This is a genomic window from Mesorhizobium jarvisii (genome assembly GCF_003601985.1).
Classification (GTDB): Bacteria; Pseudomonadota; Alphaproteobacteria; order Rhizobiales; family Rhizobiaceae; genus Mesorhizobium; species Mesorhizobium jarvisii.
In genome coordinates, this window is sequence record NZ_QZXA01000006.1 from 1 (window position 1) to 26,021 (window position 26,021).

Below are 26,021 nucleotides of genomic sequence, written 5' to 3' on the forward strand. Positions count from 1 at the left end.
CCTCCCTCCCATCCCGCGACAGACGCTCCTCCCGCGCAATCCTGTTCGCGGCCGCGACTCTCGCGGCCATGGCCGTTGCCAGTGGCGGCGCGCATGGCGAGGATGTCGTTCGCCAGGTTCTGCCCGGAGCGCAGCCCGCGGTGGCGCCGCAGCAACTGGCGCGGGAGAAGGCGCCCGACCAGAGCGAGATCGAGCGCTTCTGCTCCAACATCGCCGACGCCGCCCGCGACCGCCGCTATGCCTTGCAGGCCGAGGAATTGAAGCAGCTGCAGGCCGGCATCGACGAGCGCATGAAAGCGCTGGACGCAAAGAAAGCCGAATACGAGACCTGGCTGAAGCGGCGTGAAGTGTTCCTGGCCCGGGCCGAGGACGGCGTCGTGAAGATCTATGCCGGCATGAAGCCCGATGCGGCGGCCGAACGCCTGGCGATTGTCAACGCCGACCTGGCCGCGGCCATCCTGATGAAGCTCGATTCACGCAAGGCTGGCGTCATTCTCAACGAAATGGACCAGAAGGCGGCGGCGACGCTCACCGGCATCATGGCCAGCGCAGCCCGAAGGGTAGATCCGTCATGATCCTCAGAACGCTCATCCTGTGCGCGGTGGCAGCGCTGTCCGGCTGCGGCACCAACCTCAGGGAAGTCGGCAAGGAACCGTCGCTGTCGCCGGTCGGCTCGGGCATCGACGGCGGCAACACGTCTTCCCTGTATAAATACCCCGAGCCACCTCGGGCACCGGTGAAGAAGTTCTCGCTGTGGGACGATCGCCAGAGCCGCCTCTTCACCGATCCCCGGGCGCTCTCGCAGGGCGACATCCTGACCGTCAAGATCAAGATCAACGACCGCGCCAATTTCAAGAACCAGAACGACAGAAGCCGCACCGCCAACCGCAAGCTCGGCTTCGACCTCAGCGCGCAATGGGATAAGTGGAGCACCGCCGGCAAGGGTGCTGGCACGCTCAACTCCGCCACGGACACGACGGCCGATGGCGAGATCAAGCGATCGGAAACGCTTGAACTCAATGTCGCGGCGATCGTCACCGATGTCTTGCCGAACGGCAATCTGATGATCACGGGGTCGCAGGAAGTGCGCGTCAACGCCGAGCTCAGGGTGCTGACCATCGCCGGCATTGTGCGGCCGGCCGATATCGGCGCCGAGAACACGATCCCCTACGAACGCATCGCCGAGGCGCGCATTTCTTATGGCGGGCGCGGCCGCATCACCGAGATCCAGCAGCCGGCCTATGGCCAGCAGGTTCTCGACCAGGTTCTTCCGTTCTAGGGATTGGAAAACAAAGCGCCGTGGCCAATGTCGAACAACTCCAGCCTCGCAAGGGTCCATCCCTTGTGGTTCAGGGCGCCATGCTGCTGGTGGTGACGGTCGCAGCCATCGGCATGGGCTGGATGTCCGGCGGCTATCTCAAGGGTGCCGGCGCACCATCATCGGTGCCGGCTGCACCTGAAAATGAGGGCAAGATCGCCGAACCCGCTGCCGCGCAACAGCCTGGCACGGGACTGACGCTTGTCGCGCTGGCGCCGATCACCACCAATATCGCCTCCCCCGCCGACACCTGGATCAGGATGGAAGTATCCGTGGTCTACGACGCGCCGCAGCCGCCGGCGATGACGGAGGACATCCATCAGGACCTTCTGGCCTTCGTGCGCACGCTGAAGATGCATCAGGTCGAGGGCGCCAGCGGTTACCAGCACCTGAAAGCCGATATCGAGGAACGTGCCTCGATCCGCAGCCAGGGGCACGCCAAACAGGTTCTCATCAGGACATTGCTGCTCGAATGAAGAAGTTCCTTCTCGCCGCGGCGCTGATCGGCGCCGCCACCTCCGTCGCGGCGGCGCAACAGCTGGACCTGGGCGGCATCGGCAAGGCCGACGGCACCACCGTCGGCTACATCATCCAGATGTTCGGCTTGCTGACGGTGCTGTCGGTAGCGCCCGGGCTGCTGATCATGGTGACGAGCTTCACCCGTTTCGTCATCGCCTTCTCGATCCTGCGCGCCGGCATCGGCCTGCAGTCGACGCCAGCGAACCTGATCCTCATTTCACTGTCGCTGTTCATGACCTTCTATGTCATGGCGCCGACCTTCGATCAGGCCTGGAACACCGGCGTCAAGCCGTTGATGGACAACCAGATCAGCCAGACCGAGGCCTTCGAGAAGATTTCGGATCCGTTCCGCACCTTCATGCTGCACAATGTGCGCGACAAGGATTTCGACCTTTTCGCCGACCTCGCCCGCGAGCGCGGCCAGGTCGTTGCCAAGGAGACGGTCGACCTGCGCATCCTGGTGCCCGCCTTCATGATCTCCGAGATCCGCCGCGGCTTCGAGATCGGCTTCCTGATCGTGCTGCCATTCCTGGTCATCGACCTGATCGTCGCCACCATCACCATGGCGATGGGCATGATGATGCTGCCCCCCACTGTGGTGTCGCTGCCGTTCAAGATCCTGTTCTTCGTCCTGATCGATGGCTGGAACCTGCTCGTCGGCAGCCTGGTGCGCTCCTTCACCTGACGTCACGATCCCGGCCCGAAGCCGCGTCCGCCGACGGTACCGGGCAGTGCGCCGGACATCGTCGTTTTCTTCTCGAATTATTTTCGATTAACCGTCCGATTTAGCCCTTTGGTAGGAACTCGCCGCCATAGTCGCTCGCAGATGGCGGGTGATCTCTCGACGATCATTGGCATGATGCCGCTCCGTCATACCGGAAAAGCCGGTATGTCAAAAAAACACCTGTAAAAACAAGGTACGAGTAGCCATGGCCAGTATCATGACGAACAGCGCTGCATTGACGGCGCTGCAGAGCCTTAACGCCACCCAAAAGAGCCTCGACACCACCCAGTCCCGCATCTCCACGGGCTATCGTGTCTCCCAGGCTTCGGACAACGCCGCCTACTGGTCGATCGCGACCACGATGCGCTCCGACAACCAGGCCATGTCCACCGTTTCGGACTCGCTCGGCCTCGGCGCCTCCAAGGTTGACACCGCCTACACCGGCATGAGCAGCGCGATCACCACCATCAACGCGATCCAGCAGAAGCTGACCGCGTCCTACGGTCAGACCGACGCCGCCAAGGAAAAGACCCAGGTCGAAATTGCCGCTCTTCAGGCACAGCTGAAGGGTTACGCCGACTCCGCCACCTTCTCCGGCACCAACATGCTGTCGGTGAACAGCGGCGCGACGGCCACCACCGCCGCTGACGTCAAGGTCGTTTCGGCTTTCAACCGCACCTCCGCTGGCGCGGTTTCGATCTCGACGATCGACGTCAACGTGGAAAGCATCAAGCTGTATGAAGCCGGCACCGCTGCTACGTCGAAGGGCATCCTGGACGCCAATCGTCTCGGCGTCTCTGGCGCCGAGACTGCCACGGCTTCGGCTCCGACGCTGGGCGCTGCGGCTGCGGCCACCGATACCTATTCGGTCGCCAGCCTGGCCATCTTCTCTGGTACCACGGCCGCCAGCGACAGTCAGATCTCGCAGATGATGACCGTTGTCGACGCCGCGCTCAAGGATATGACGACCGCCGCCACCAAGCTCGGCGCCGCCAAGAGCTCGATCGACCTGCAGAAGACCTTCACGCAGAGCCTGATGGACTCCATCGACCGCGGTGTCGGCCAGCTCGTCGATGCCGACATGAACAAGGAATCGACCCGCCTCCAGGCGCTGCAGGTCCAGCAGCAGCTCGGCGTCCAGGCGCTGTCGATCGCCAACGGCTCGTCGCAGTCGATCCTGTCGCTCTTCCGCGGCTGATCGCTCTAGCAGCAGACCAAACCAGGCAAACGGGCCGCGCCAAAAGCGCGGCCCGTTTTGCGTTTGCTCCAGCCCCGCACAACCCTCGTCTCTTAACCGTCGAAAGCGGGCCTTTAACAGGCCGTTAACCATAACGCGTTAGTCATGGTTAACCATAGCTTACAACGGATTGGCGAATCGGCCCGGTCGGGGCGACGGCAATCGACGGGCGGGCCACCGGCTCGCGAGGGCAATGCCGGTTTTTTGAGAAAGACCGGCCTGGGAAAAAGGAGCGAGTTTCTTGGCGAGCATCATGACAAACGCTGCGGCGTTGACCGCACTTCAAAGCCTCAACGCCACCAACAAATCGCTTGAGCATACACAGTCGCGAATCTCGACGGGCTACAGGGTCTCCGAGGCCTCCGACAACGCCGCCTACTGGTCGATCGCCACGACGATGCGTTCGGACAACCAGGCGCTGTCGACGGTGCAGGATGCGCTCGGCCTCGGCGCCTCGAAGGTCGACACCGCCTACACCGGCATGAACAATGTCCTGACGTCGATCGGCCAGCTCAAGACCAAGCTGCTTTCCACCGTCGGCCAGACGGATGCCGCAAAGGCAAAGACGCAGACGGAAATCACCACGCTCCAGGCGCAGATGAAGTCCTTTGCCGATGCCGCCACCTTCTCGGGTTCGAATTTCCTTTCGGTGACATCGACGCAGGTCGCAGCCCCCAATGACGGCGTCCAACCCGACGCCAAAATCGTCGCGTCCTTCAATCGCTCCTCCTCCGGCGCCATCTCGCTCGGAACGATCGACATCAATGTCGAGAGCACGAAACTGTTCGACAGCGGTCTTTCCACCGCCGTCAAGAACCAGGGCACGCTCGACCGCAAGACTTCCGTATACGCGACAGCGGCCGCCCAGAACCTGTACGACACCGCCTACGCGGCTGCGATCGCCGGCGGTGGCACGGACATCGCCGCCAACACCGCTGGCCAGACGGCCGCGGGCGCGGTGGTCCCCAGGATCGACAACGTTTCCGCCTTCAATCTCGACATCACGGCAGCAGGCGTGACCGACGACATCATCACCCAGATGATCGGCAAGATCGACAAGGTCATGAGCCAGCTGACCGACCAGGCCACCATCCTTGGCGCCGCCAAGAGCTCCATCGACCTGCAGAAAACCTTCACGCAGAGCCTGATGGACTCCATCGACCGCGGCGTCGGCCAGCTCGTCGATGCCGACATGAACAAGGAATCGACCCGCCTGCAGGCCCTGCAGGTGCAGCAGCAGCTCGGCATCCAGTCGCTGTCGATCGCCAACAGCTCCTCGCAGTCGATCCTGTCGCTGTTCAAGAACGGCTGATCCGGCCGTAGCTGGCAGACACTGCTCCCTCCAATTCACGGGCCGCGCCGCAAGCGCGGCCCGATTTCATTTTCGCACAAGCTTCGAGGGTTAGTGTTCCGGCGGACAATCATGCTGGGAGTCGCTCTATCGTGCCGGAACAGATCCAGAGCATCATCTCGAATCTCCGTGGTTTTGGTGTGAAGCGCCTCGCCATGCTGGCGGGCATCGCCGTTCTGGTGATGGGCGTCATCGGCATCGCCTCGGTCTACCTCAACCGCCCGGCCTACGACACGCTCTATGTCGGGCTCGACCGCTCCGACGTGAACCAGATCGGCCTGGTGCTGGGCGAGGCGGGCATCGGCTTCGACGTCGGCGCCGACGGAACCTCGGTTCTGGTGCCGGCCGGCACCACGGCGCAGGCGCGCATGCTGCTTGCCGAAAAGGGTCTGCCGACCAGCGCCAATGCCGGCTACGAGCTGTTCGATAATGTCGGTGCGATGGGCCTGACCTCGTTCATGCAGCAGATCACCCGCGTGCGTGCGCTGGAAGGCGAGATCGCCCGCACCATCCAGTCCATATCAGGCATCAAGGCGGCTCGCGTCCACATTGTCATGTCCGAGCGCGCCAACTTCCGCCGCGACGAACAGCAGCCCTCGGCATCGGTGGTCATCCGCTATGCCGGCATCGACGCAGAGAAAAGCGCCCAGTCGATCCGCCATCTCGTCGCCGCCGCCGTGCCTGGCCTGTCGGCCGACAAGGTGACGGTGCTCGATTCCAACGGCAATCTGCTGGCCGCCGGCGATGATCCCTCCAACACCAGTGCGGCGCGCACACTCGGCGTCGAGCAGACGGTCGAGGCGCAGATCGGCGACAACATCCGCCGCGCGCTGGCGCCATATCTCGGCCCTGACAATTTCCGCGCCAGCGTCAAGGCCGAGGTCAACACCGACACCCGCCAGACGGAAGAAACCATTTTCGATCCGAATTCGCGTGTCGAGCGCTCGGTGCAGTCGGTGCGCGCCAATGAGAACAGCAATCAGAAGCAGGCTTCGACCCCGGCGAGCGTCGAACAGAACCTGCCGGAGACCCAGGCGGCCAGCACCGAGGGTCCGCAAACGACCTCGGCGAACGACCGCAAGGAAGAGATCACCAATTACGAGATCAACTCCAAGAAGATTGCCACCGTCTCCAACGGCTACACCGTCACCAAGATGTCGATCGCCGTCGTCGTCAACCAGGACCGGCTGAAGGCGATCCTGGGCAAGGACGCGACCCCGGAGCAGATCGCCAAGCGCGTCGCCGAGATCCAGAAGATGGTGACGTCGGCCACCGGCCTCGACGACAAGCGTGGCGACGTCATCGACGTCTCGGCGGTCGAATTCATCGACGGGCTCGACGGCGAAGCGATCCCGCAGGCTGGAATGCTGGATTCCATCGGCCAGCACGCCGGCACGCTGATCAACGCGGGCGCTTTCATCGTCGTGGTGTTCCTGGTGGCCTTCTTCGGTCTGCGGCCGATGGCGGCAGCGCTGACGGCAAAAGCGGCGCCCGCTTTGTCGGGCCCGAACTTCGATGAAGTCCAGCGGTCGCTGCCGACACCCGAGGCGGCTGCTTCCGCCGATGCGGGTGCCGCCATCGGCGCCTTGCCTAGCTCGCGGCCGGGCACCAATCCACTCGATGATCTTCGCCAGAAGATCAGGCCGGCGCCGCAGGAGCGGCTTGCCCGCATGGTCGATCTTAACGAGGAGCGCACAGCGCAGATCCTGCGCAAATGGGCGGCCCAGGAAGTCGCGGCGTAAACCATGGCCTCCGCAGCCCTTTTCGATCTTCTCCCTGATTTCGGTACGCGCACGCCGCGCGTCAGCCAGCCCCAGGCCGCATCCGAGCACAGGCCGGAAGCATCCGCACCGCAGGCCGATATCGGCACGCTGATCGCCGAGGCGGTTGCCCAGGCGGAGGCAACGCTGGCGGAACGGCTTGTCGCTGCCAATGACGCGGCGCTGGAAGCGGAGCGCCAGGCGCACGCCGAGGAAGCGAGGGTTTTCCTCGAAAGCTTCGGCGGCGATATCGGCAAGGCGGTCTCGCTGCGCATCGACGCCATGGAGGCACGCGTAACGGATCTTGTCACCGCCACGGTCGCCCGCATCATCGGCGCCATTGTCAGCGACGATCTGCAGAAGCGCTCGCTTGAAGCGCTCGACGGCGCGGTTCGCGAAGCCGTCGGCGATGGCGAAGCGGTGCGCATCGCCGTCCGCGGGCCACTGTCGCTGTTCGAAACGCTGAAGGCATCTCTTGGACCACGCGCTGCAAATCTCGACTTCGTCGAGGCGCCAGGTTTCGACCTGACCGTGACCATTGACGAGGCCGTGTTCGAGACACGCATGGCCGAATGGTCGACAACCCTTTCCGAGGTCTTGTCATGAGTGTCGCCGAGGCCGATCACGGCAGGCACGAGATCATCATCGTGCGGCGGGGTCATGACGACCACGATGAGGCCCATCATGGCGGCGTCTGGAAGATCGCCTTCGCCGACTTCATGACCGCCATGATGTGCTTCTTCCTGGTCATGTGGCTCATCAACGCCGCCAATGAACAGACCAAGGCGGCCGTCGCCAGCTACTTCAACCCGGTCAAGCTGGTCGACCGCAATTCGAGTCGCAAGGGGCTGGAGGATCTGGGCGACGGGCCAAGCGCCATTGGCTCGACGGCCGACAAACCGCAGCAGACGAAAGCCAAACCCGGCCAGGCTGGCAGCGGTGACGCGGGCTCATCCGACGCCAAGAAGGACAAGCAACAGCCGCAACAAACCGACGATCACCTCTTCGCCGACCCCTATGCGGTGCTCTCCGAAATCGCCACCGACACCGGCGTCATGCAGAATGTCAGCCAGAAGGGCGACGGCGGCGCGCAAAGCGCCGGGCCGGCGACGGGCGCCTCGGGCGGCGCATCCTACCGCGATCCCTTCGAGCCGGACTTCTGGTCGCAGCAGGTGGCCACACCCGCCGCCGAGGCGAGCGCCCAACGCCCCAAGATCGAGGGCGATCCGCTCAAGCCAGGCGACAAGGCCGCCGAAACGCAGGTCGCCAAGGTCAAGGCCGTGCTGCCGGCGCCGCCCGTCAAGGATGCCCCGCTCGAGCCCCTGGCCGAGGATGGCAAGGACGCCGCCGCGACGATGGCCAAGGCTGGCGAAACCAAGGCTGGCGAAACCAAGGCCGGCGGTGCCAATGCCGGTGATGCCAAGGCGGGCGACAGCAAGGCCGTGGCTGCCGCCAAGGCGGATAGTGCAGCCGCCGCGCAAGAGACGACCGCGCCTGAAGCCGGGGAGAAGCAGCCGACCGCCGCTGCCGTGAAGGCCGCGGCCGACGTCAAGCAACAGCTGGCCGAAGCCTTCAAGCCTGGCGACAAGCTGCACGACGGCGTCTCGGTCGAAGCCACCGACAAGGGCGTCGTCATCTCGATCACCGACCAGCTCGACTTCGGCATGTTCGAAGTCGGATCGGCGGTGCCGAGCCGCGAACTGGTGCTGGCGATGGAAAAGATCGGCCGCATCGTCAACAGCCAGAAGGGCACGATCAGCATCAACGGCCACACCGATGCGCGCCCCTTCCGCAGCGCCAGCTACGACAATTGGCGGCTGTCGACGGCGCGCGCGCATTCCGCCTACTACATGCTCGTGCGCGGCGGCGTCGACGAACGTCGCATCACCGAGGTCGCCGGCTTCGCCGACCGCCAGCCGAAGGATCCGGCCGATCCCCTGTCGGCGGCCAACCGCCGCATCGAGATCCTGATGGCGACCGGAGGATGAAGCGGGCGGCCGTCACCAGCCGGCTGATGGGCCTGTTGCTGCTGGCAGCCGGATATCCGTCGGCCGGCTTTGCCCAGGACACGCTGCAGCCCTACCAGCTGGTGCGCTCGCTGCAGCTGGTCCAGGACCGCATCGCCGCCGGCGATCACGCCGCGATGCCGATGCAGGCCAAGCTGCTCGAGATGATTGATACCCGGCTGCGCGAAGCGGATGCGGAGGACTTCAAGGACCCCAAGAATTTTCGCGCGCTCCTGGTCTACGGCATGAGTGGCGGCAATCCCGTGACCGTCGAGGCGGCGGTTTCTCGTGCCAAGGCCGTCGATGCCCAAGACCTCTCAATCGCCAAGGGCGTCATAAACTATCTGGTTGGCCGACCCACCGGTGCGATCGAAGTCCTGAGGCCAATCGATCCTATGACGCTGCCCAGCGACCTCGGTGCTTTTCTTGCCTTGGTCAAAGGGTCGCTGATGGCGACGGACGACCCGGTGATGGCGCTCACGCTGCTCGATGAGGCCAAGCTGCTCAGCCCCGGCACACTGGTCGAGGAAGCGGCCCTGCGGCGTTCGGTCGGCATCGCCGTCACCAGAGGCGACGCAGCACGGTTCGCGCGTGCCTCCACCCAATATGTCGAGCGCTATCTCTATTCACCCTATGCCAGCCAGTTCGCCGATTCCTTCGTCTCCGGCGTCATTACCCTGCACATGTCGATCAGCCAGGACAAGCTCGCCGACATCACCTCGATGATGGATCCCGAGCGCGAGAAGGTGATCTATCTGCGTATCGCCCGCCGCGCCGCGATCGACGGCCTCAGCGAATTGTCGGCCTTTGCCTCCGCGCGGGCCGAGCAGGGCCGCGACGGCAACACCAATCAGGGCGATCCGCGCGCCGAGCTTTACTCGAGCCTGTCCACGGTGACTTCCGGTACGATCGAGGATGTGCGCACCAAGCTCGGCAAGATCGACCGCAGCAGGCTGTCGGACGGTGACCGTGCCCTGCTCGACGCCGCACAGGCGATCGCCGGTGAGGTGGTGGCGCCGCCTGCTTCCCTTCCGGCGGCAACTCCGGCGTCTGCACCCCTTGCACCGCAGCCCAAATCCGAGGTCGCCGCCACACAGGCCACCGACGCGGCCGGATTGCCGCCCGTCGAAGGTGCCGTCTCCGAACAGCCCGCCGCCTCGCCATCCGGCGGGACGGTGGCCCCCGCACCGAGCGCGACGGCGCCTTCAGCCGATTCGGCGACGGTCCTGCCGGCATCGGCGCCGGCAGCTTCTGCCGGTCCCGACACGACCGATCCGACCGACGCCGCCATGATGAAAACCCGTCGACAGCTCGACCTGATCGACCAGATGCTTGGAGCCGCCCCGAAATGACCCCCAGTCTCGGCCCGGCCCTGCCAGGATTTACCGCCGCGCGCACGGCGGAGCAGCCGGCCGCCCCCGGCAAGAAGGATGATGCTGGTTTCGGCAAGATGGTGCATGGCAGCGCGGGCCAGGCGGAAAAGCAGCCGACGACCGAGGGACGCGCGCGCGACCCGCGCTGGAGCAAGCTTGCCGCCGGCCTTGCGGCACAGGCAGGCGAGGACGAGGCAATGCCGGCCGGCAGGGCGAGGACCACGCCCACCGGATCGACGGCAGCGAAATCCGTGAAGGACGCCAAGGGCGCCGAGGCGGACAAGGACGCCGATACCGAAACGCCAGCGACCGAAGCCAGCGCAATGCCGCTCGACGATCATCTGCCATTGCTGATGGCATTTCATGACCTGCGCCATTTCTCGACATCGGCCAAGTCAGCCGACGCAAGCGAGGCCGGACAGGAACCGGCGCTCGACGGGCAGCTCCTGTCAAAAGCCTATCGGGCGACATCCGCCGCCGGGCACGACGACCTCGAACCGATGCCGAAGCCCGAGCAGGTCTCACTCGTGGACGGGCCGTTGAAGAAGCTCGACGGCCAATCCGGCCGCGACGCGAGCGCCGGCACTGGCGCGCCACGGCGTGACAATGCAATGGCCGCCGGCCCGCCGCCCGAGACCACAACCGCCGATGTGCCGGGCGTCGAACAGAAGCAGGCGGCGCCGCAGCTGAAGTCCATCGCCGACGTCCAGTCCTCGTTGCGGTCGGAGCCAGGAAAACAGCTCTCGGCCCAGGCGCGCGTCGACGTGGTTTCCGAGCGCAGCTTCCCTGCTCCGCCGCAGGCGTCGATGAGCCAGGCAGCACTCAACGTAATCAACGCCGTAGCGGCCGATGTTGGTCCGCAGCATGCGTTTTCGACCGCCGCCGCGACCACCCAGATGGCCGGCTCTGTTGCCGTTCCGACACATGTGTTGAAGATCGAACTTCACCCGGCCGAACTGGGCATGGTCACCGCCCATCTTCGCCTCTCGGGAGAACAACTCTCGATTGAATTGAAGCCCGAAACACACGACGCCTACCGCCGGCTTTCCAGCGACAGCGAGGCAATCGTCAAGTCGCTGCGCGGGCTGGGCTTCGAGGTTGATAAGGTCACCATCATGCAACCTCCGGTGGCAGTTGCGGCTACGACCCGGACGGATGCAACCGCCCCGCTCACGGCCGCGCCTGGCCGCGACCAATCCGCCTTTCAGCCCGGAAACTCCAGTGGCGGCAACGGTGGAGCCGGCGGCCAGCAACAGGGCCAGCAGTCCGCAAGGGGTAATCATGATGACGCGCAAGCCCACGGCCGCGCCGCTTCGCCATCTCGCGAGCGCGCTGGCGGCGATATCTTTATCTAGCCTCGCCAACGCCGCCCTCGCCGCTACCAATCCCTGCGAGCCCGAGATCCTGCGCGCCGCTGATCGCTATGGCGTGCCCGCTGGCATCCTCTATGCCGTCGGCTTGACCGAGACGGGCAAGAAAGGCAGCCTTCAGCCTAACGCATTGAATATAGAAGGAAAAGCGATCTTCCCCAGGAGCCGGGCCGAAGCGCTTGCCACCTTCGCCAATGCCCAGCGCGAGGGCAAGACACTGATCGATCTCGGCTGCATGCAGATCAACCACCACTATCATTCCTCGCACTTCCGCAGCGTCGAGGACATGCTCGACCCGCGCCAGAACGTCGACTATGCGGCGCGTTTCCTGGCCAGTCTCCATGCCCGCCACGAGACCTGGTCGATGGCCGTCGCCCGCTACCATGCCGGCCCCGACAACGACCCGGCGCAGAAGGTCTATGTCTGCAGGGTGATCGCCAATATGGTCGCCACCGGTTTCGGCAAATGGACAACCAACGCCCGCACCTTCTGCAACCCTTAAGCGTATCTTCTGCCCCTAATACGCCCGTAGCACTGCTCAGGGCTTGCCGTTTTGACTTACCCAGAACTTCCCCCCGCAAGCATATCTGGTTGCACGCTAATGCAACCGGCACGATTCCAGACTCCCAAGAAACTAGTTACAAGAAATGACGGTTGTTCAGGATTCCCGCCAACGGTTAGGCCTTTCCCCACGGGGCAAATGTGCTGATTCGGAGGCGGGGCCGATGATCGTGATCGTTGACGAGCGAGAGCTCGTAACTGAGGGATACAATTCACTTTTTGATCGCGAGGGCGTCGCCTGCGCGGGCTTCGCGCCCGGCGAATTCGGCGAGTGGGTCAACTCGGCCGCCGACACCGACCTGCGATCGGTGCGGGCCTTCCTGATCGGCGACTGCCGCGACGGCGCCATCTCTCCGCGCCAGATCCGCGACCGCACCGGCGCTCCGGTCATTGCGCTCAGCGAGCAGCATTCCCTGGAAAACACGCTGCGGTTGTTCGAGAGCGGCGTCGACGACGTCATCCGCAAGCCCGTCCATATCAGAGAGATCCTGGCCCGCATCACCGCCATCCGCCGGCGCGCCCATGAGGATGTCGCCTACACCGAGATCGGCGCCATGCGCATCTTCATGGACGGCCGCGACCCGGAGATCGATGGCCAGCCGCTGCCCCTGCCGCGCCGCGAACGCCGCATCCTCGAATATCTGGCGAGCAACCGCGGCCGCCGCGTCACCAAGACCCAGGTCTTCAACGCCATCTACGGCATCTTCGACGAAGAGGTCGAGGAGAACGTGGTGGAAAGCCACATCAGCAAATTGCGCAAGAAGCTGCGCGAGAAGCTGGGCACCGACCCGATCGATTCCAAACGCTTCCTCGGCTACCGGCTCGTCTTCTGATGCCGCGCCGCGCCAGCCTCGCGCAAGACAGGACGCGTAGCCTCGCCACCAGTGGCATGGATATTGCGGAGACATCTCGATGAGCCTCTACGGAATGATGCGGACCGGCGTTTCCGGCATGAACGCCCAGGCCAACCGCCTGTCGACAACCGCCGACAACATCGCGAATTCCGACACCACCGGCTACAAGCGGTCCTCGGCCGAATTCTCGACCCTGATCATGCCGTCGACGGGCGGCGCCTATAATTCCGGCGGCGTCACCACGACGATCCGGCAGGCGGTGAGCGATCCGGGCGTGCTGCAGTACACGACCTCTGTCTCCGACCTTGCCGTCAGCGGCGATGGTTTCTTCGTCGTCCAGGATCCGAGCGGCACGCCTTTCCTGACCCGCGCCGGCGCCTTCGTCCCCGACGCACAGGGCAGGCTGGTCAACGCGGCCGGCTTCCAGCTGATGGCTTACAGCTACGCCAATGGCACCCCGGCGGCGACGGTGAACGGCTTCGAAGGCCTGGAGCCGGTCGTCATCTCCGACCAGGGCCTAACCGCGACACCAAGCACCCAGGGTACTTACAGCGGCAATCTGCCAGCGGGTGCGACGCCGGTCGTCGCCGCCAACCTGCCCGGCGCCAACGCCGCCACGGCGCAGTACACCTCGAAATCGTCGATGGTCGCCTATGACAACCTCGGCAACAAAAAACTGCTCGACGTCTATTTCACCAATACCGGTGCCGGCACTTGGCAGGTGGCGGTTTTCGATCAGTCGAAGGCGACGCCAGGAACATCGTTCCCCTACACCGGCGGCGCCCTCGGCACGGCCAACCTGACCTTCGACACCACGACCGGCAAGCTCACCGGCGCGACCACCGGCGTTTCATTCACCGTGCCGGGTGGCGCGAGCCTCAATCTCGACCTGTCGAAGCTGACGCAGCTCGGCACAGGCTTCACGGTCTCCGACGCCCAGGTCAATGGCAACGCGCCCAGCACCATCGACAAGGTCCAGATCAGCAAGGACGGCACCATCTACGCCCAGTACAAGGACGGTTCCACCAAGCCGCTCTACAAGATCCCTCTGGCCGACGTGCAAAGCCCGGACCAGCTCAAGGCCCTGCCCGGCAATGTCTATGCGCAAGGCACCGATTCCGGCGCGATCCGTGTCGGCTTCGCCAATGAGGGCAAGGCCGGTTCGATCATCTCCGGCGCGCTCGAGAATTCAAACGTCGATATCGCCGAGGAATTGACTGACATGATCGCGGCGCAGCGCAGCTACACCGCCAATTCGAAAGTCTTCCAGACCGGTTCCGACCTGATGGACGTCCTTGTCAACCTGAAGAGATAAACCGGGCGTGGCCCGTGAAAGACCAGCATGTCGTTATCTTCCGCATTGAGCATCGCCCAATCGGCGCTTATGAGTACCGCGCGTCAGACCAGCGTTGTCACGCGCAACGTCTCGGACGCCTCCAATCCGGATTATGCGCGCCGCATCGCCGTCGTCACCAGTACGGCGCCCGGCGCGCGTTCGGTTGATATCCAGCGCGTCGCCAACGACCTGCTCTTCCGGCAGAATCTCGGTGCCTTGTCGGCTTATAGCGGCCAGAACGCGCTCTACAGCGGCATGGATCAGCTGGACGTTTCGGTCAACGGCGTCGACAATGCCTCCTCGCCCTCGACGGCCATCGCCAATCTGCAGCAGGCGCTGCAGCTCTACGCCACCTCGCCGTCCAACCAGAATCTCGGCTCCAGCGTCATCGACACGGCCAAGCAGGTCGTGCGCTCCCTGAATGAAGGCTCCAAGGCCATTCAGGATTTCCGCACCCAGACCGACGGCCAGATCGACACGGCGGTCAAGGACCTCAACTCGCTGCTCGGCCAGTTCCAGGACGCCAACCAGGCGGTCATATCCGGAACCCGTTCTGGCACCGATGTTTCCGATGCGCTCGACCAGCGCGACGCGCTGCTGAAGAAGATCGCGGACTATGTTCCGATATCGACCTTCACGCGCGGCGACAACGACATGGTCATCACCACGGGTGACGGCACCACGCTGTTCGAGACGATACCGCGCACGGTGAGCTTCACGCCGGCGGCCGGCTATGCCGCCGGTGCCCCCGGCAACACCATCTATATCGACAATGTGCCGGTCTCGGCGGGAAGCGGCGGCAACACCACCGCCAGCGGCAAGCTTGCCGGCCTGCTGCAGCTGCGCGACGGCGTCGCCTCGACCATGCAGGGCCAGCTCGACGAGACCGCGCGCGGCCTGATCACGGCCTTTGCCGAGACCGCGCCCTCGATGCCCAACGCCGCCGGCCTGTTCACCTGGTCCGGCGCGCCGGCGGTGCCGGCTGCGGGCACGCTGGTCAATGGCCTGGCCGGCACGATCAGCATCAATGCGGCGATGGATCCGAGCGCCGGCGGCAATCCGACATTGCTGCGCGACGGCGGCGCCAACGGTGCGGCCTATGTCGCCAACACCAGCGGCGGCGCTTCCTATTCCAGCCTTCTGATTGCCTATGGCGACCGGCTCGACCAGCCGATGACGTTCGACCCCGCCGCCGGCATTTCGGCAACATCAAGCGTTTCCGACTACGCCGCCAATTCGATCGGCTGGCTGCAGGGCATGCGCCAGCAGGCTTCGACCGCCGCCGACGCGAAGGAAGCGCTGGCACAGCGCAGCTCCGAGGCGCTATCCAATGCGACCGGCGTCAATGTCGACCAGGAAATGTCGCTGATGCTCGACCTCGAACATACCTATCAGGCATCGGCCCGGATGATGAAGACCGTCGACGACATGATGACGGCCCTGTTGAACGCGGTGGGATAACCCATGACTTCAGTCTCTTCGGCCGCCCTCACCAACGCCATGCGCTATCAACAGATGCGCATGCAGGCCGACCTCGTCAAAGCCACGAAAGAATCCTCGACCGGCAGGGTCGCCGATGTCGGCCTGGCATTGGGCGGACGCACCGCCCAGTCCGTCACCTTTTCACGCGACCTCGACCGGCTGAACGTGATCGTCGATTCCAACGGGCTGGTCACCGCAAGGCTTGCGTCGACGCAGACGTCGCTCGGCCAGCTCTCCGGCGTGGCGCAGACCTTCCTGTCCGCCCTGACCACCGCATCATCGGGCGACAACTCCAACAGCCTGACGCAGTCGACCGGCCAGACGACCCTCCAGCAGCTGACCTCGATCCTCAACACCAGCGTCAACGGCGAATATCTGTTTGCCGGCACCAACACCGACGTCAAGCCGATCAACGATTTCACGGCCGCCGGCTCACCGGCCAAGGCCGCCTTCGACGCCTCCTTCGTCGCCAAATTCGGCTTCACGCCCAACGATCCGGCAGCGGCCAACATCACCGCCGCCCAGATGGACGATTTCATCACCAACGACGTTGCGCCGCAGTTCCTCGGCGCCGGCTGGCAGACCAATATGTCAAACGCCACCGACCAGCAGATCGTCAGCCGCATCGCGCTCAACGAAACCACCGAGACCTCGACCAGCGCCAACAGTGACGGCATCAGGAAGCTCGCCATGGCCGCGGCAATGGTCTCCAGCCTGATGTCCAGCAACATCAGCCGGGCGGCGAAGGACAGCATCGTCACCCACTCGCAGACACTGGTCGGCGAGGCGCTGAGCGGCATCGCCCAGGTCCAGTCGGAGACCGGTATCGTGCAGAAGCGCGTCTCCGATGCCAGCGACCGCATGAAGACGCAGATCGATCTGTTCGAACGCCATATCCTTGATCTCGAAGCCGTCGACCCGGCCACGGCCGCCACCAGAGTCGCGGATCTGACTCAGCATATCGAGACGTCCTTCGCCCTGACAGCGCGTCTGCAGCAGCTCAGCCTGTTGAATTACCTGACCTGACAACTTCCAGCGGAACGGTAGAGCCGACGATGTATCAATTCTCCTACGCCGATGTCCAAAGCACCTCCGTCTCGGACGCCAAGGACCGTGAGCGCGAACTCCTGACTCGCTCGATCGACATGCTGTCGGCGGCCGCCACGGCCGGCCAGGATTCGATGGAGGCGATCGAGGCGCTGAATTTCACCAACCGCGTCTGGACAATCTTCGTCGAGGATCTTGGCTCCAGCGACAATGCGCTTCCCAAGGAATTGCGTGCCAACCTGATTTCCATCGGCCTTTGGCTGCTGCGCGAGGCGGAGGACATCCGCCAGGGCCGCACAAACAATTTCGAAGGGCTGATCGAAGTGTCCCAGATCATCCGCGACGGCATTCAATGACCAACACGCTGAAGATATCGCTGAAGCCCAACGAGAAGATCTACATCAACGGCGCGGTCATCCGCGTCGACCGTAAGGTCACCATTGAACTGATGAACGACGTGCAGTTCCTGCTCGAAGGTCATGTGATCCAGGCCGACCAGGCGTCGACGCCGCTCAGGCAGCTTTACTTCATCGTGCAGGTCATGCTGATCAACCCGGCCGGCGCTGATGACGCCCGCGAAATGTTCCGCCGCTCGCTGCCGTTGCTCATCGCAAGTTTCGAGGACGCTGATATCTGCAGCGCACTGAAGCAGATCGACCGTATGGTCGGCGAGGATCATATTTACGAGGCATTGAAGGCGATCCGTTCGCTCTATCCTCTCGAACGCCGCGCGCTTGGCGGCAATGACGATGTTCCGGGCGAACCGCGCCCGCTGGCCGTGGGAGCACGCTACTGATGACCGTGGACATGACGACGACGATACCGGTTGGCGCCAATTCGACCACCACGTCGACCTCGAAGACAGCAGTCGACTACCAGTCCTTCCTGAAGCTTCTGATTGCCGAGATGAAGAACCAGGATCCGACCAAGCCGATGGATTCGACGCAGTACGTCGCCCAGCTCGCCACCTTCTCGCAGGTCGAGCAATCGGTGCAGACCAACACCAAGCTCGACCAGATCATGCAGTCCTCGGCGCTGTCGCAGGCCGATGCGATCATCGGCCGCTCGATCACGTCGGCCGACGGCAAGACCACCGGAACAGTGGCTTCGGTGACGCTCGCCAGCAGCGGACTGATAGCGGTGCTGCAGGATGGCACCAAGGTCCCCGTCGGCCCGGGCGTGTCGATCAAGCCGGCAAGCTAGGCCAACCGCCCGCATGAACGAGGCCGACGCCCTCGACATCGTCCAGTACGCGGTGTGGACGGTGCTGACCGCGTCCGCTCCGGTGGTGCTGGTCGCCATGGCGGTCGGCATCGGCATCGCCCTCATCCAGGCGCTGACGCAGATCCAGGAAATCACCCTGACTTTTGTGCCGAAGATCGTCGCCATCATGCTGGTGGTGGCGCTCACAGGCCCGTTCATTGGCGGCCAGATATCGGCCTTCACCAACGTCATCTTCCAGCGCATCCAGAACGGGTTCTGAAGAAGTCGCGGAAAAGCACATTCCGCTTCAGAACATGAAGGCGCGAAAGAACGGCTCCAGCTATCGGCCGATTTCATCGCGGCATGCAAGGCATGCTGCGCGCGGATGAACCCGGCCCCTCACAGCAAAGCTGGCCCTCCTCTATCCCCTTGTTGGACCATGATCTTCCGCGCATGACGTTCGCCCTTTGCGGCGCAATGCCATAGTTTCGGCAAACGATGCGGAGAAACCGCAAGGATCAGCACGCTCTGGCAGGAACCCATCCATGATTGACGAGAAACCGGACAGCGAAGGCGTTTCGGCGCTGGCGCCGTTTCGGCATGGCATTTTCCGCGCCGTCTGGTCGGCAAGTCTCGTTTCCAATTTCGGTGGCCTGATCCAGGGCGTCGGCGCCGCCTGGATGATGACCACGATCGCCACTTCGCCCTATCAGGTCGCCCTGGTCCAGGCCTCGACGACCTTGCCGATCATGTTGTTCGCGCTTGTCGCCGGCGCCATCGCCGACAGCTTCGACCGGCGCAAGGTGATGCTGGTGGCGCAGACCTTCATGCTGGTCGTTTCGGTGCTTCTGACGGTGTTCACCTATTACAATTTGCTCACGCCCTGGACGCTGCTTGCCTTCACTTTCCTGATCGACAGCGGCACGGCGCTCAACAGCCCGTCCTGGCAGGCGTCCGTCGGCGACATGGTACCCCGCAACAAGGTGCCCGCGGCCGTCGCGCTGAACTCCATGGGCTTCAACCTGACACGCAGCGTCGGCCCGGCGATCGGCGGCATCATCGTCGCGGCCGCCGGCGCCGCGGCCGCCTTCGCGGCGAACGCGGTGAGCTATATCGGCCTCATCATCGTGATGGCCCGCTGGAAGCCGGATGTGCCGGTGTCGACCTTGCCGCGCGAGTCGCTGGGCGCTGCCATGGGTGCCGGCCTGCGCTATGTCGCCATGTCCCCCAATATCGGCAAGGTGCTGGTCAGGGGCGCAGCCTTCGGCTTCTCCGCCGGCGCCGTCCTGGCACTCTTGCCGCTGGTGGCACGCGACGTCGTCAAGGGCGATGCCTTGACCTACGGCATCATGCTGGGCGCCTTCGGCATCGGCGCCGTCGGCGGCGCGCTGATCAGCGTGCGGCTGCGGCAGCTGCTCTCCAGCGAGACGATGGTGCGCTGTGCCTTCGCCGGCTTCGCCGTCTGCGCCTTCAATGCCGCGCTCAGCCATCACGCCTGGCAGACGTCGCTCGGCCTGCTGGTCGGCGGTGCCTGCTGGGTGATCGCGCTCTCGCACTTCAACGTCACCGTGCAGATGGCGACGCCGCGCTGGGTGGTCGGCCGGGTGCTGTCGGTCTACCAGACCGCGACCTTCGGTGGCATCGCGCTGGGCAGCTGGATCTGGGGCGTCGTCGCCGATGCGCATGGCGCCGAGACGGCGCTGATCGCCGCCGCCATCGCCATGCTGGCGGGCGGCGCCATCGGTCTTGTCCTGCCGCTGCCGCAGCAGCAGGTGCTGAACCTCGACCCGCTCAACCGCTTCAAGGAGCCGCATCTGGCGCTCGACCTGAAGCCGCGCAGCGGCCCCATCGCCATCATGATCGAATACATCATCCGCCACGAGGACGAGGCGGAATTCCTCGCCACCATGGCCGAACGCGGCCGCATCCGCCGCCGCGACGGCGCCCGCAACTGGACACTGGCGCGCGATCTCGAAAATCCCTCGATATGGATCGAGCACTACCACACGCCGACCTGGCTCGAATATGTGCGCCACAATGGCCGCATCACCCATGCCGACGCCATGGTCGGCGAGCGCTTGCGGGCGCTGCACAGCGGCGACGAGCCGCCGCGCGTGCGTCGCGTCATCGAGCGTCCGACCACCGCCGGCACAGCACTGGTGATGGCCAAGGGGCCGATCGAGCACTGACCCCGCCTAGCTGATATCAGCCGATCAGCCGGCCGACTGGATCATGTAGAGCTTGCGCGTGGTCTCGCGGATGCGCCATTCGCCCTTCCATCCCCGCGGCAGCACGAGAAGGTCGCCTGGCCCCAGTTCACGCGCCTCGCCGTCGGCGCGGCTCACCTCGACCCGCCCCGAAATGATATGGCATATCTCCGACGAACCCGTGCGGTCGGCGGTGAAGCGGCCGGGCGTGCATTCCCAGATGCCGATGTCGACGGTCCCGTCCGGCGATTGGAAAAGCGAGCGCACCGCCTCGACCTGGTCCCCCTCGATGGAGGTGGGCTTGGGTGAGAACGCGCCGATGTCGGCCTTGGCGAGATCGTGGAAGGTCGAAAGGTCGATCAAACTGGTCTCCATCAGTCAGTGGCCGGTAATGCCGTCGGCGAGCGCGGCCAGTTTCGACGTATGCGCAAGCCCGGCGGCCTCGCGCCCGTCGGCGATGCGATAAAGCTGGTACATCGAATGCACGCCGAGCCAGCGGAACGGCTCCGGCTCCCATGGCCTGACCTTGCGGTTGACCCAGGGCAGCTTTGTAAGCTCGGTGTCCTGGCCGAGGATCAGGTCGGCGAGCGTGCGACCCGAAAGATTGGAGCTCGACACGCCAAGCCCGACATAGCCACCGGCCCAGCCGATGCGGGTCGCGGGATCGAGCCCGACGGTCGTGCACCAGTCGCGCGGCACGCCGAGCACGCCGCACCAGGCGTGCTCGATGCGGCAGCTCGCCGTCTGCGGCAACAGCGTCGTCAGGATCTGATGCAGCTGGTCGATCGTAGCCTGCTGCGTCTGCCCATTGACGTCGGTGCGCGAGCCGTAGCGATAGGGCACGCCGCGCCCGCCCATGGTGATGCGCCCCTCGCGCGTGCGCTGGGCATAGCAATAGGCGTGGGCGGCATTGCCGAGAAGCTCGTGACCCTCCCAGCCGATCTGGCGCCAAAGCGCCTCGGACAGCGGTTCGGTGACGATCTGCGCGCTGTTGAGCGCCAGCCAGGTCCGCTCTTCGCCGGGAATGCCCGCGGTAAAACCTTCTGTCGCGCGGATGATGGTTTCCGCCCGCACCGTGCCGCGGTTCGTCGTCACGCTGCCCTTGGCGATGGCCGTCACCGTCGTCTGTTCGTAGATCGCCACGCCCAGGCGCTCGACGGCGGCGGCAAGTCCACGCACCAGCTTGGCCGGCTGCACCCGCGCCTGGCCGTGGACGACGAAGCCGCCCATGACATTTCGGATGTTGATGCGCGCCCGCGTCGCCGCTTGATCCAGCATCTCGACGCGGGTCGGGTCGACATCCCAGGCGCGGATCGTTTCGCACTCCGCGCGCGCGCGTTCGAGCTGCGCCGGGTTGGTGGCCACCGTCAGGTTGTCGACGCGGCGGATATCGGCATCGATCCCTTCCGCGCTCGCCACCCGGATCACCTCGTCGACGCAGCCCGCCATGGCCGCCTGCATGGCGCTGACACCTTGCCGGGTCGAGGTCTTGAGATATTTTTCGCGCGACCAGGAGAAGCCGCCCGACAGCCAGCCGCCATTGCGGCCCGAAGCGCCGAAACCGGCAAACTCGCGCTCGATCAGCGCGATGCGCAGCGAGGGCCTCGCCTTCTTCAGATAATAGGCGGTCCACAGGCCGGTATAGCCGGCACCGACGATCGCGACATCTGCCTCGATATCACCGGGCAAGGGTGGCCGGGGCGCGGGAACCCCTCCCAGGTCCGCATACCAGAACGATATGTCGCCGTTTCGCTTGGCTTGCATGGGATGACTTTCGAATTGATTGGATCAGGTCAGCGTCGCGTCGGCCGAGCTGTCGTCGGCCAGAAGCTTGGCGTCGGCACCGTCGAAGCAGAGCTCCACCCTGTCGCCGAGGCCGAAGCTGTCGCCGGTCAGCGGTGAGCGCACGATCGCCACGGAGCCGTCAGCGAGCCTGACTTCGTATTTCGATCCCGAGCCGAGATAGATGGCCTCCGCGATCGTCCCCGGCAGCCGGTTGGTGGTGCCTGCCGCGTCCTGGCCGGACCGGCGGATGGCGAGCTTTTCGGGGCGCAGCAACATGACCGGGCTGGCTTCGCCGGCGATCCGGCGCGGTGCCGTCACCGTCTCGCCGGCAATGCGCAGCGCCGTGCTCGTGCCGTCGCTTCGCGCCTCTCCGCGCAGCACCGTGGAGTCGCCGATGAAGCGGCCGACGAACAGCGTCGCCGGTTCGTCGTAGAGTTCGCGGCCGGTGCCGACCTGCTCGATGCGCCCGCGATTGAACACGGCGATGCGGTCCGACAGAACCAGCGCCTCCTCCTGGTCGTGCGTCACATAGACGAAGGTGGTGCCGAGCTCGCGGTGAATGCGCTTGATCTCGAGCTGCAGCCATTCGCGCAGCTTCTTGTCGAGCGCGCCGAGCGGCTCGTCCATGAGCAACAGCGGTGGGTCGAAGACGATGGCGCGGGCCAGCGCCACGCGCTGCTGCTGGCCGCCCGACAATTCGCTGGGATAGCGATGCGCGAAGTCGCCCATCTTGACCATGTCGAGCGCCCTTGCCACGCGCGCCTTTCGCTCTGCCTGATCGACGCCGCGCAGCGTCAGCGGATAGGCGACGTTGCGGCCGACGCTCATATGCGGGAACAGCGCGTAGTGCTGGAAGACGACACCGATGTTGCGCTTGTGCGCCGGCACGCCGACGACGTTCCTGCCGCCGACCAGCAGCTTGCCGCTCGTCAGATCGGTGAAGCCGGCCACGACATTCAGCGTCGTGGTCTTACCGGAACCGCTCGGGCCGAGCAGCGTCATGAACTCGCCGGGCTCGATGCGCAGCGACACGCCGTCCAGCGCCTTGAAGCCGCCATAGGCCTTGCTGATCGATTCGAGATCGATCGCCGCGCCCTTGCTCTCCTGTCCCGGCTTCATTGGGGTCCTTTCCGCTCGCGGCCAAGAAGAAGCATGCCGCCGCCGATCAGGATCGTGGTGGCCAAAAGCAGGATGGTGCCGACGGCGGCGACCGTCGGGTCGGCGTCGCGGGTGATGGAAGAGAATATCTGCACGGGCAAGGTCTTGAGGTAGGGGTTGGTGATGAACAGCGACACCACGATCTCGTCGAAGGAGGTGGCGAAGGCAAAGAGCAGGCCGGACAGGATGCCCGGCAGGATCAGCGGCAAGGTCACCGTGCGGAACGCGGTCAGCGCTCCCGCGCCGAGGCTCGCCGCCGCCGTCTCGAGGCGCCGGTCGAACACTTCGAGGCTGGCGGAGACCGCGATCAGCACGAAGGGAAGCGCAAGGATGGTGTGGGCGAGGACAAAGCCAGTCAGCGTTCCGACGAGATGGGCGTCGAGATAAACGGCGTAGATTCCAATGGCCAGCACAACGCCGGGAACCACCATAGGCGTCAGCATGAGCATGCGCAGGAGGTTGGCCGGCCGCGCTTTCATGCGGTCGAGGCCGAAGGCTGCAAGCGTGCCGAGCACTGTCGCCAGCGCCGCCACGATCGAGGCGACCTTCACCGAGTTCAGGAAGCTCGACATCCAGTCCGGATTGGTGAAGAAGTTCTGGTACCATTGCCAGGAGAAACCCTGCGGCGGGAAGGCGAGCGACTTGTTCTCGTTGAACGACATCGGCACGACGACCAGCATCGGCGCGACAAGCCATATCGCCACCAGCAGGCAGACGAGGCCGAGGATGACGCGTGTGAGCGGCTTCATTTCCATCAGCGCCGCCCCGCTTCCCGGTACCTGGACCGCATCACCGGCGCCGCAAGCGCCAGGAGCACGAAGGTGGTGACCAAAAGCACCACGCCCATGGCACCACCGCGGCCCCATTGCAAAAGGCTCAGCACCTGGGTCTGCACCAGCGTCGACAGCATGGTCGAGCGCGGGCCGCCGAGCAGTGCCGGCGTGATGTAGAAGCCCAGCGCCAGGATGAAGACGATGATCGCGCCGGCATAGACGCCCGGCAGCGACAGCGGCAGGTACACCGTAAAGAACGCGCGCGAAGGCCGGGCGCCCAGGCTTTGCGCCGCCCGCATCAGCCTGAGGTCGATGCCTTTCATCACCGAATAGAGCGGCAGGATCATGAAGGGCAACAGCACCTGCGCCATGCCGATGACCACGCCGGTCTGGGTGCGGATCAGACGGATGCTGTCGAACCCGGCCGCGCGCAGCAGCGAATTGATGACACCCGAATCCTGCAAGAGGATAACCCAGGAGAGCGTGCGAACCACCCCGCTCACCCAGAACGGGATGAGCACGCAGAGCACTAGGACGAGCCGCGCACGTGGCCCGACGGCGGTCATCAGATAGGCATAAGGATAGGCGCAGACCACGCAGACGATCGTAACCCATGCCGAGATGACAAAGGTGCGTTGGAGCACCGTGAGATTGACGGGCGCACCGAAGAACCAGAGGTAATTCTGCACGCCCCATTGCGGCTCCGAGAGGCTGCGCAACACGATGGTGAGCAGCGGATAGCCGATGACGGCTGCCAGCAGAATCAGCGCCGGCAGCGTGAGCGCGAACGGCCGCGATAGCCAACCCCGTTTCGGGACGGAAGGCGTTGTCGGTTCGAGCGCGCTCACGGGCTTTGCCTCCGCCAGCCGGTCAGTTGCCGGCCATCAGCGCCGACCACTTTTCCTGCGCCACCGCGAAGTTCGGAACCCAGAACTTGAAATTCTGCTTGTAGCCCTGCTTCTGGCGCTCCGGCGTGTTGGTCAGGAAGGCGGAGACGGAAGCGTCGACCTTGGGCTGCGCGTCGCTGTTGATCGGCGTGTAGGACGTCTGCTCCGCCAGAACCTCCTGTGCATGCTTGCCGAGATAGGCATTGAGCAGCGCGTAGGATGCGTCCGTATCCTTGACGCCGACCGGGATCGTCATCTGGTCCATCACCACCAGCCAATCCTGCCAGGCCGGCGCGTATTTGGCGCCGTTCTTGACCGCGGTCATGGCGCGGCCGGTCCACATCATCAGCATGTCGGCCTCGCCGGACTCCGCCAGCTGCTGCGATTCAGCACCCGTCTTCCAGAAGATGGTATCGGGGCCGAGCTTGCGGACCACATCGATGGCCTTGTCGATATCGGCCACCGTCATCGCCTTCGGATCGCCGCCGGCGACCTTAAGCGCCTGTTCGAGCAAGCCGCCCGTCGGGCTGCCGGAGCCGTCGATCCCGCGCACGCCCGGGAACTTTGCCGTATCGAAGAAGTCTGCCCAGCTCTTGGGCGGGTTATCCTTGTACTTCTCCTTGTTGTACATCAGCACGACGCCGTAGTTCATCGCCGGCACCGAGCACTCGCCGACCTGGCCTTCCGGGATTTTCGAGACGTCGAGCTTCGTCAGATCCAGCTTCTGGAACAGCTTGCCGCAATAGACGTAAGGCGGCAGGTCGTCGGTATCCACAACATCCCAGGTGACATTGCCGGACTCGACCTGCGCCTGCAGCTTGGCGATCTCGGTCGGACCGTCATTGAGCAGCTTGACGCCGGACTTGTCGACGAACTCCTTCAGCGCGGCCGCCTGGCCGTCCTGGTAGATGCCGCCATAGGAGACGAACGTCAGGGTCTTGCCCTTCAGCGACCCCTCCTTGACCTCACCCGCAACCGGCTTCTCCTGTGCGAACGCTGCGGTTGCCAGCACGCCAAGCGCCATCACGGCGCTGAGATACAAAGCTTTCGTTTTCTGCATGATTGTCATT

27 protein-coding genes are annotated in these 26,021 nt (G+C 64.6%); 21 read left to right on the top strand and 6 right to left on the bottom strand.

What is annotated here, in order from left to right; genetic code table 11:
- From D3242_RS15995 to D3242_RS16095, 21 genes are all read left to right on the top strand, one after another.
- A partial coding sequence (locus D3242_RS15995) for a MotE family protein (protein WP_245435300.1) occupies positions 1-575 on the top strand: 575 nt, incomplete at its 5' end.
- On the top strand, positions 572-1,279 hold the full coding sequence (gene flgH / locus D3242_RS16000) for a flagellar basal body L-ring protein FlgH (protein WP_019860955.1): 708 nt from the start codon (positions 572-574) through the stop codon (positions 1,277-1,279). The genes D3242_RS15995 and flgH, both read left to right, overlap by 4 nt.
- Before the next feature lie 20 nt (positions 1,280-1,299).
- A complete protein-coding gene (locus D3242_RS16005) occupies positions 1,300-1,794 on the top strand; it encodes a flagellar basal body-associated FliL family protein (protein WP_064980728.1) in 495 nt (164 codons plus the stop codon).
- Entirely contained in the window at positions 1,791-2,522 is a 732-nt protein-coding gene (fliP, locus tag D3242_RS16010; protein WP_019860957.1) for a flagellar type III secretion system pore protein FliP, read from the top strand. The genes D3242_RS16005 and fliP overlap by 4 nt, the downstream gene beginning before the upstream one ends.
- A gap of 244 nt (positions 2,523-2,766) precedes the next feature.
- Entirely contained in the window at positions 2,767-3,759 is a 993-nt protein-coding gene (locus D3242_RS16015) for a flagellin N-terminal helical domain-containing protein (RefSeq protein WP_019860958.1), read from the top strand.
- Between the two features lie 280 nt (positions 3,760-4,039).
- Positions 4,040-5,110 (top strand): flagellin N-terminal helical domain-containing protein, encoded by a 1,071-nt coding sequence (locus D3242_RS16020; RefSeq protein WP_019860960.1) that lies wholly within the window; start codon positions 4,040-4,042, stop codon positions 5,108-5,110.
- A gap of 131 nt (positions 5,111-5,241) precedes the next feature.
- Positions 5,242-6,891, top strand: coding sequence for a flagellar basal-body MS-ring/collar protein FliF (fliF, locus tag D3242_RS16025; RefSeq protein ID WP_019860961.1), 1,650 nt, complete (start codon positions 5,242-5,244; stop codon positions 6,889-6,891).
- 3 nt (positions 6,892-6,894) lie between these two features.
- A complete protein-coding gene (locus tag D3242_RS16030; protein ID WP_064980730.1) occupies positions 6,895-7,515 on the top strand; it encodes a hypothetical protein in 621 nt (206 codons plus the stop codon).
- A complete protein-coding gene (locus D3242_RS16035; RefSeq protein WP_064980732.1) occupies positions 7,512-8,897 on the top strand; it encodes a MotB family protein in 1,386 nt (461 codons plus the stop codon). Before D3242_RS16030 ends, D3242_RS16035 begins: the two co-directional genes overlap by 4 nt.
- Complete coding sequence (locus D3242_RS16040) at positions 8,894-10,267, top strand: chemotaxis protein MotC (RefSeq protein ID WP_064980734.1); 1,374 nt, start codon at positions 8,894-8,896, stop codon at positions 10,265-10,267. Before D3242_RS16035 ends, D3242_RS16040 begins: the two co-directional genes overlap by 4 nt.
- Positions 10,264-11,643 carry a flagellar hook-length control protein FliK gene (fliK, locus tag D3242_RS16045; protein WP_064980735.1) on the top strand — a complete coding sequence of 460 codons (1,380 nt, stop codon included), beginning with the start codon at positions 10,264-10,266 and terminating at the stop codon, positions 11,641-11,643. Before D3242_RS16040 ends, fliK begins: the two co-directional genes overlap by 4 nt.
- The gene (locus D3242_RS16050; protein WP_064980737.1) at positions 11,573-12,160 is read left to right on the top strand and encodes a transglycosylase SLT domain-containing protein; all 588 of its coding nucleotides are present in this window, start codon (positions 11,573-11,575) and stop codon (positions 12,158-12,160) included. Before fliK ends, D3242_RS16050 begins: the two co-directional genes overlap by 71 nt.
- A 223-nt stretch (positions 12,161-12,383) precedes the next feature.
- Entirely contained in the window at positions 12,384-13,052 is a 669-nt protein-coding gene (locus D3242_RS16055) for a response regulator transcription factor (protein ID WP_010911291.1), read from the top strand.
- A gap of 79 nt (positions 13,053-13,131) precedes the next feature.
- Entirely contained in the window at positions 13,132-14,388 is a 1,257-nt protein-coding gene (locus D3242_RS16060) for a flagellar hook protein FlgE (protein ID WP_019860969.1), read from the top strand.
- Between the two features lie 27 nt (positions 14,389-14,415).
- Positions 14,416-15,870, top strand: coding sequence for a flagellar hook-associated protein FlgK (gene flgK, locus D3242_RS16065; RefSeq protein WP_019860971.1), 1,455 nt, complete (start codon positions 14,416-14,418; stop codon positions 15,868-15,870).
- Positions 15,871-15,873: 3 nt separating this feature from the next.
- Positions 15,874-16,917 (top strand): flagellar hook-associated family protein, encoded by a 1,044-nt coding sequence (locus D3242_RS16070; RefSeq protein WP_019860972.1) that lies wholly within the window; start codon positions 15,874-15,876, stop codon positions 16,915-16,917.
- 29 nt (positions 16,918-16,946) lie between these two features.
- A complete protein-coding gene (gene flaF / locus D3242_RS16075; protein WP_019860973.1) occupies positions 16,947-17,294 on the top strand; it encodes a flagellar biosynthesis regulator FlaF in 348 nt (115 codons plus the stop codon).
- Entirely contained in the window at positions 17,291-17,734 is a 444-nt protein-coding gene (gene flbT, locus D3242_RS16080) for a flagellar biosynthesis repressor FlbT (protein WP_038649334.1), read from the top strand. Before flaF ends, flbT begins: the two co-directional genes overlap by 4 nt.
- A complete protein-coding gene (flgD, locus tag D3242_RS16085; protein WP_019860975.1) occupies positions 17,734-18,141 on the top strand; it encodes a flagellar hook assembly protein FlgD in 408 nt (135 codons plus the stop codon). Before flbT ends, flgD begins: the two co-directional genes overlap by 1 nt.
- A 13-nt stretch (positions 18,142-18,154) precedes the next feature.
- Positions 18,155-18,421, top strand: a complete 267-nt coding sequence (gene fliQ, locus D3242_RS16090) for a flagellar biosynthesis protein FliQ (protein ID WP_010911298.1) — start codon at positions 18,155-18,157, stop codon at positions 18,419-18,421.
- A 265-nt stretch (positions 18,422-18,686) separates the two neighbouring features.
- A complete protein-coding gene (locus tag D3242_RS16095) occupies positions 18,687-20,330 on the top strand; it encodes an MFS transporter (RefSeq protein ID WP_064980738.1) in 1,644 nt (547 codons plus the stop codon).
- A gap of 24 nt (positions 20,331-20,354) precedes the next feature.
- Here the strand turns inward: D3242_RS16095 and D3242_RS16100 are convergent, their stop codons facing one another.
- The 6 genes from D3242_RS16100 to D3242_RS16125 are packed head-to-tail and all read right to left on the bottom strand — an operon-like array spanning position 20,355 to position 26,011.
- On the bottom strand, positions 20,355-20,723 hold the full coding sequence (locus tag D3242_RS16100; protein WP_019860978.1) for a cupin domain-containing protein: 369 nt from the start codon (positions 20,721-20,723) through the stop codon (positions 20,355-20,357).
- Positions 20,724-20,726: 3 nt separating this feature from the next.
- The gene (locus tag D3242_RS16105; protein WP_064980739.1) at positions 20,727-22,112 is read right to left on the bottom strand and encodes an NAD(P)/FAD-dependent oxidoreductase; all 1,386 of its coding nucleotides are present in this window, start codon (positions 22,110-22,112) and stop codon (positions 20,727-20,729) included.
- 24 nt (positions 22,113-22,136) lie between these two features.
- On the bottom strand, positions 22,137-23,252 hold the full coding sequence (locus D3242_RS16110) for an ABC transporter ATP-binding protein (protein WP_064980740.1): 1,116 nt from the start codon (positions 23,250-23,252) through the stop codon (positions 22,137-22,139).
- A complete protein-coding gene (locus tag D3242_RS16115; protein WP_064980741.1) occupies positions 23,249-24,046 on the bottom strand; it encodes an ABC transporter permease in 798 nt (265 codons plus the stop codon). Before D3242_RS16115 ends, D3242_RS16110 begins: the two co-directional genes overlap by 4 nt.
- On the bottom strand, positions 24,046-24,912 hold the full coding sequence (locus tag D3242_RS16120; protein ID WP_064980742.1) for an ABC transporter permease: 867 nt from the start codon (positions 24,910-24,912) through the stop codon (positions 24,046-24,048). The genes D3242_RS16115 and D3242_RS16120 overlap by 1 nt, the downstream gene beginning before the upstream one ends.
- Positions 24,913-24,934: 22 nt before the next feature.
- Positions 24,935-26,011 carry an extracellular solute-binding protein gene (locus tag D3242_RS16125; RefSeq protein WP_027047358.1) on the bottom strand — a complete coding sequence of 359 codons (1,077 nt, stop codon included), beginning with the start codon at positions 26,009-26,011 and terminating at the stop codon, positions 24,935-24,937.
- Positions 26,012-26,021: the final 10 nt, after the last annotated feature.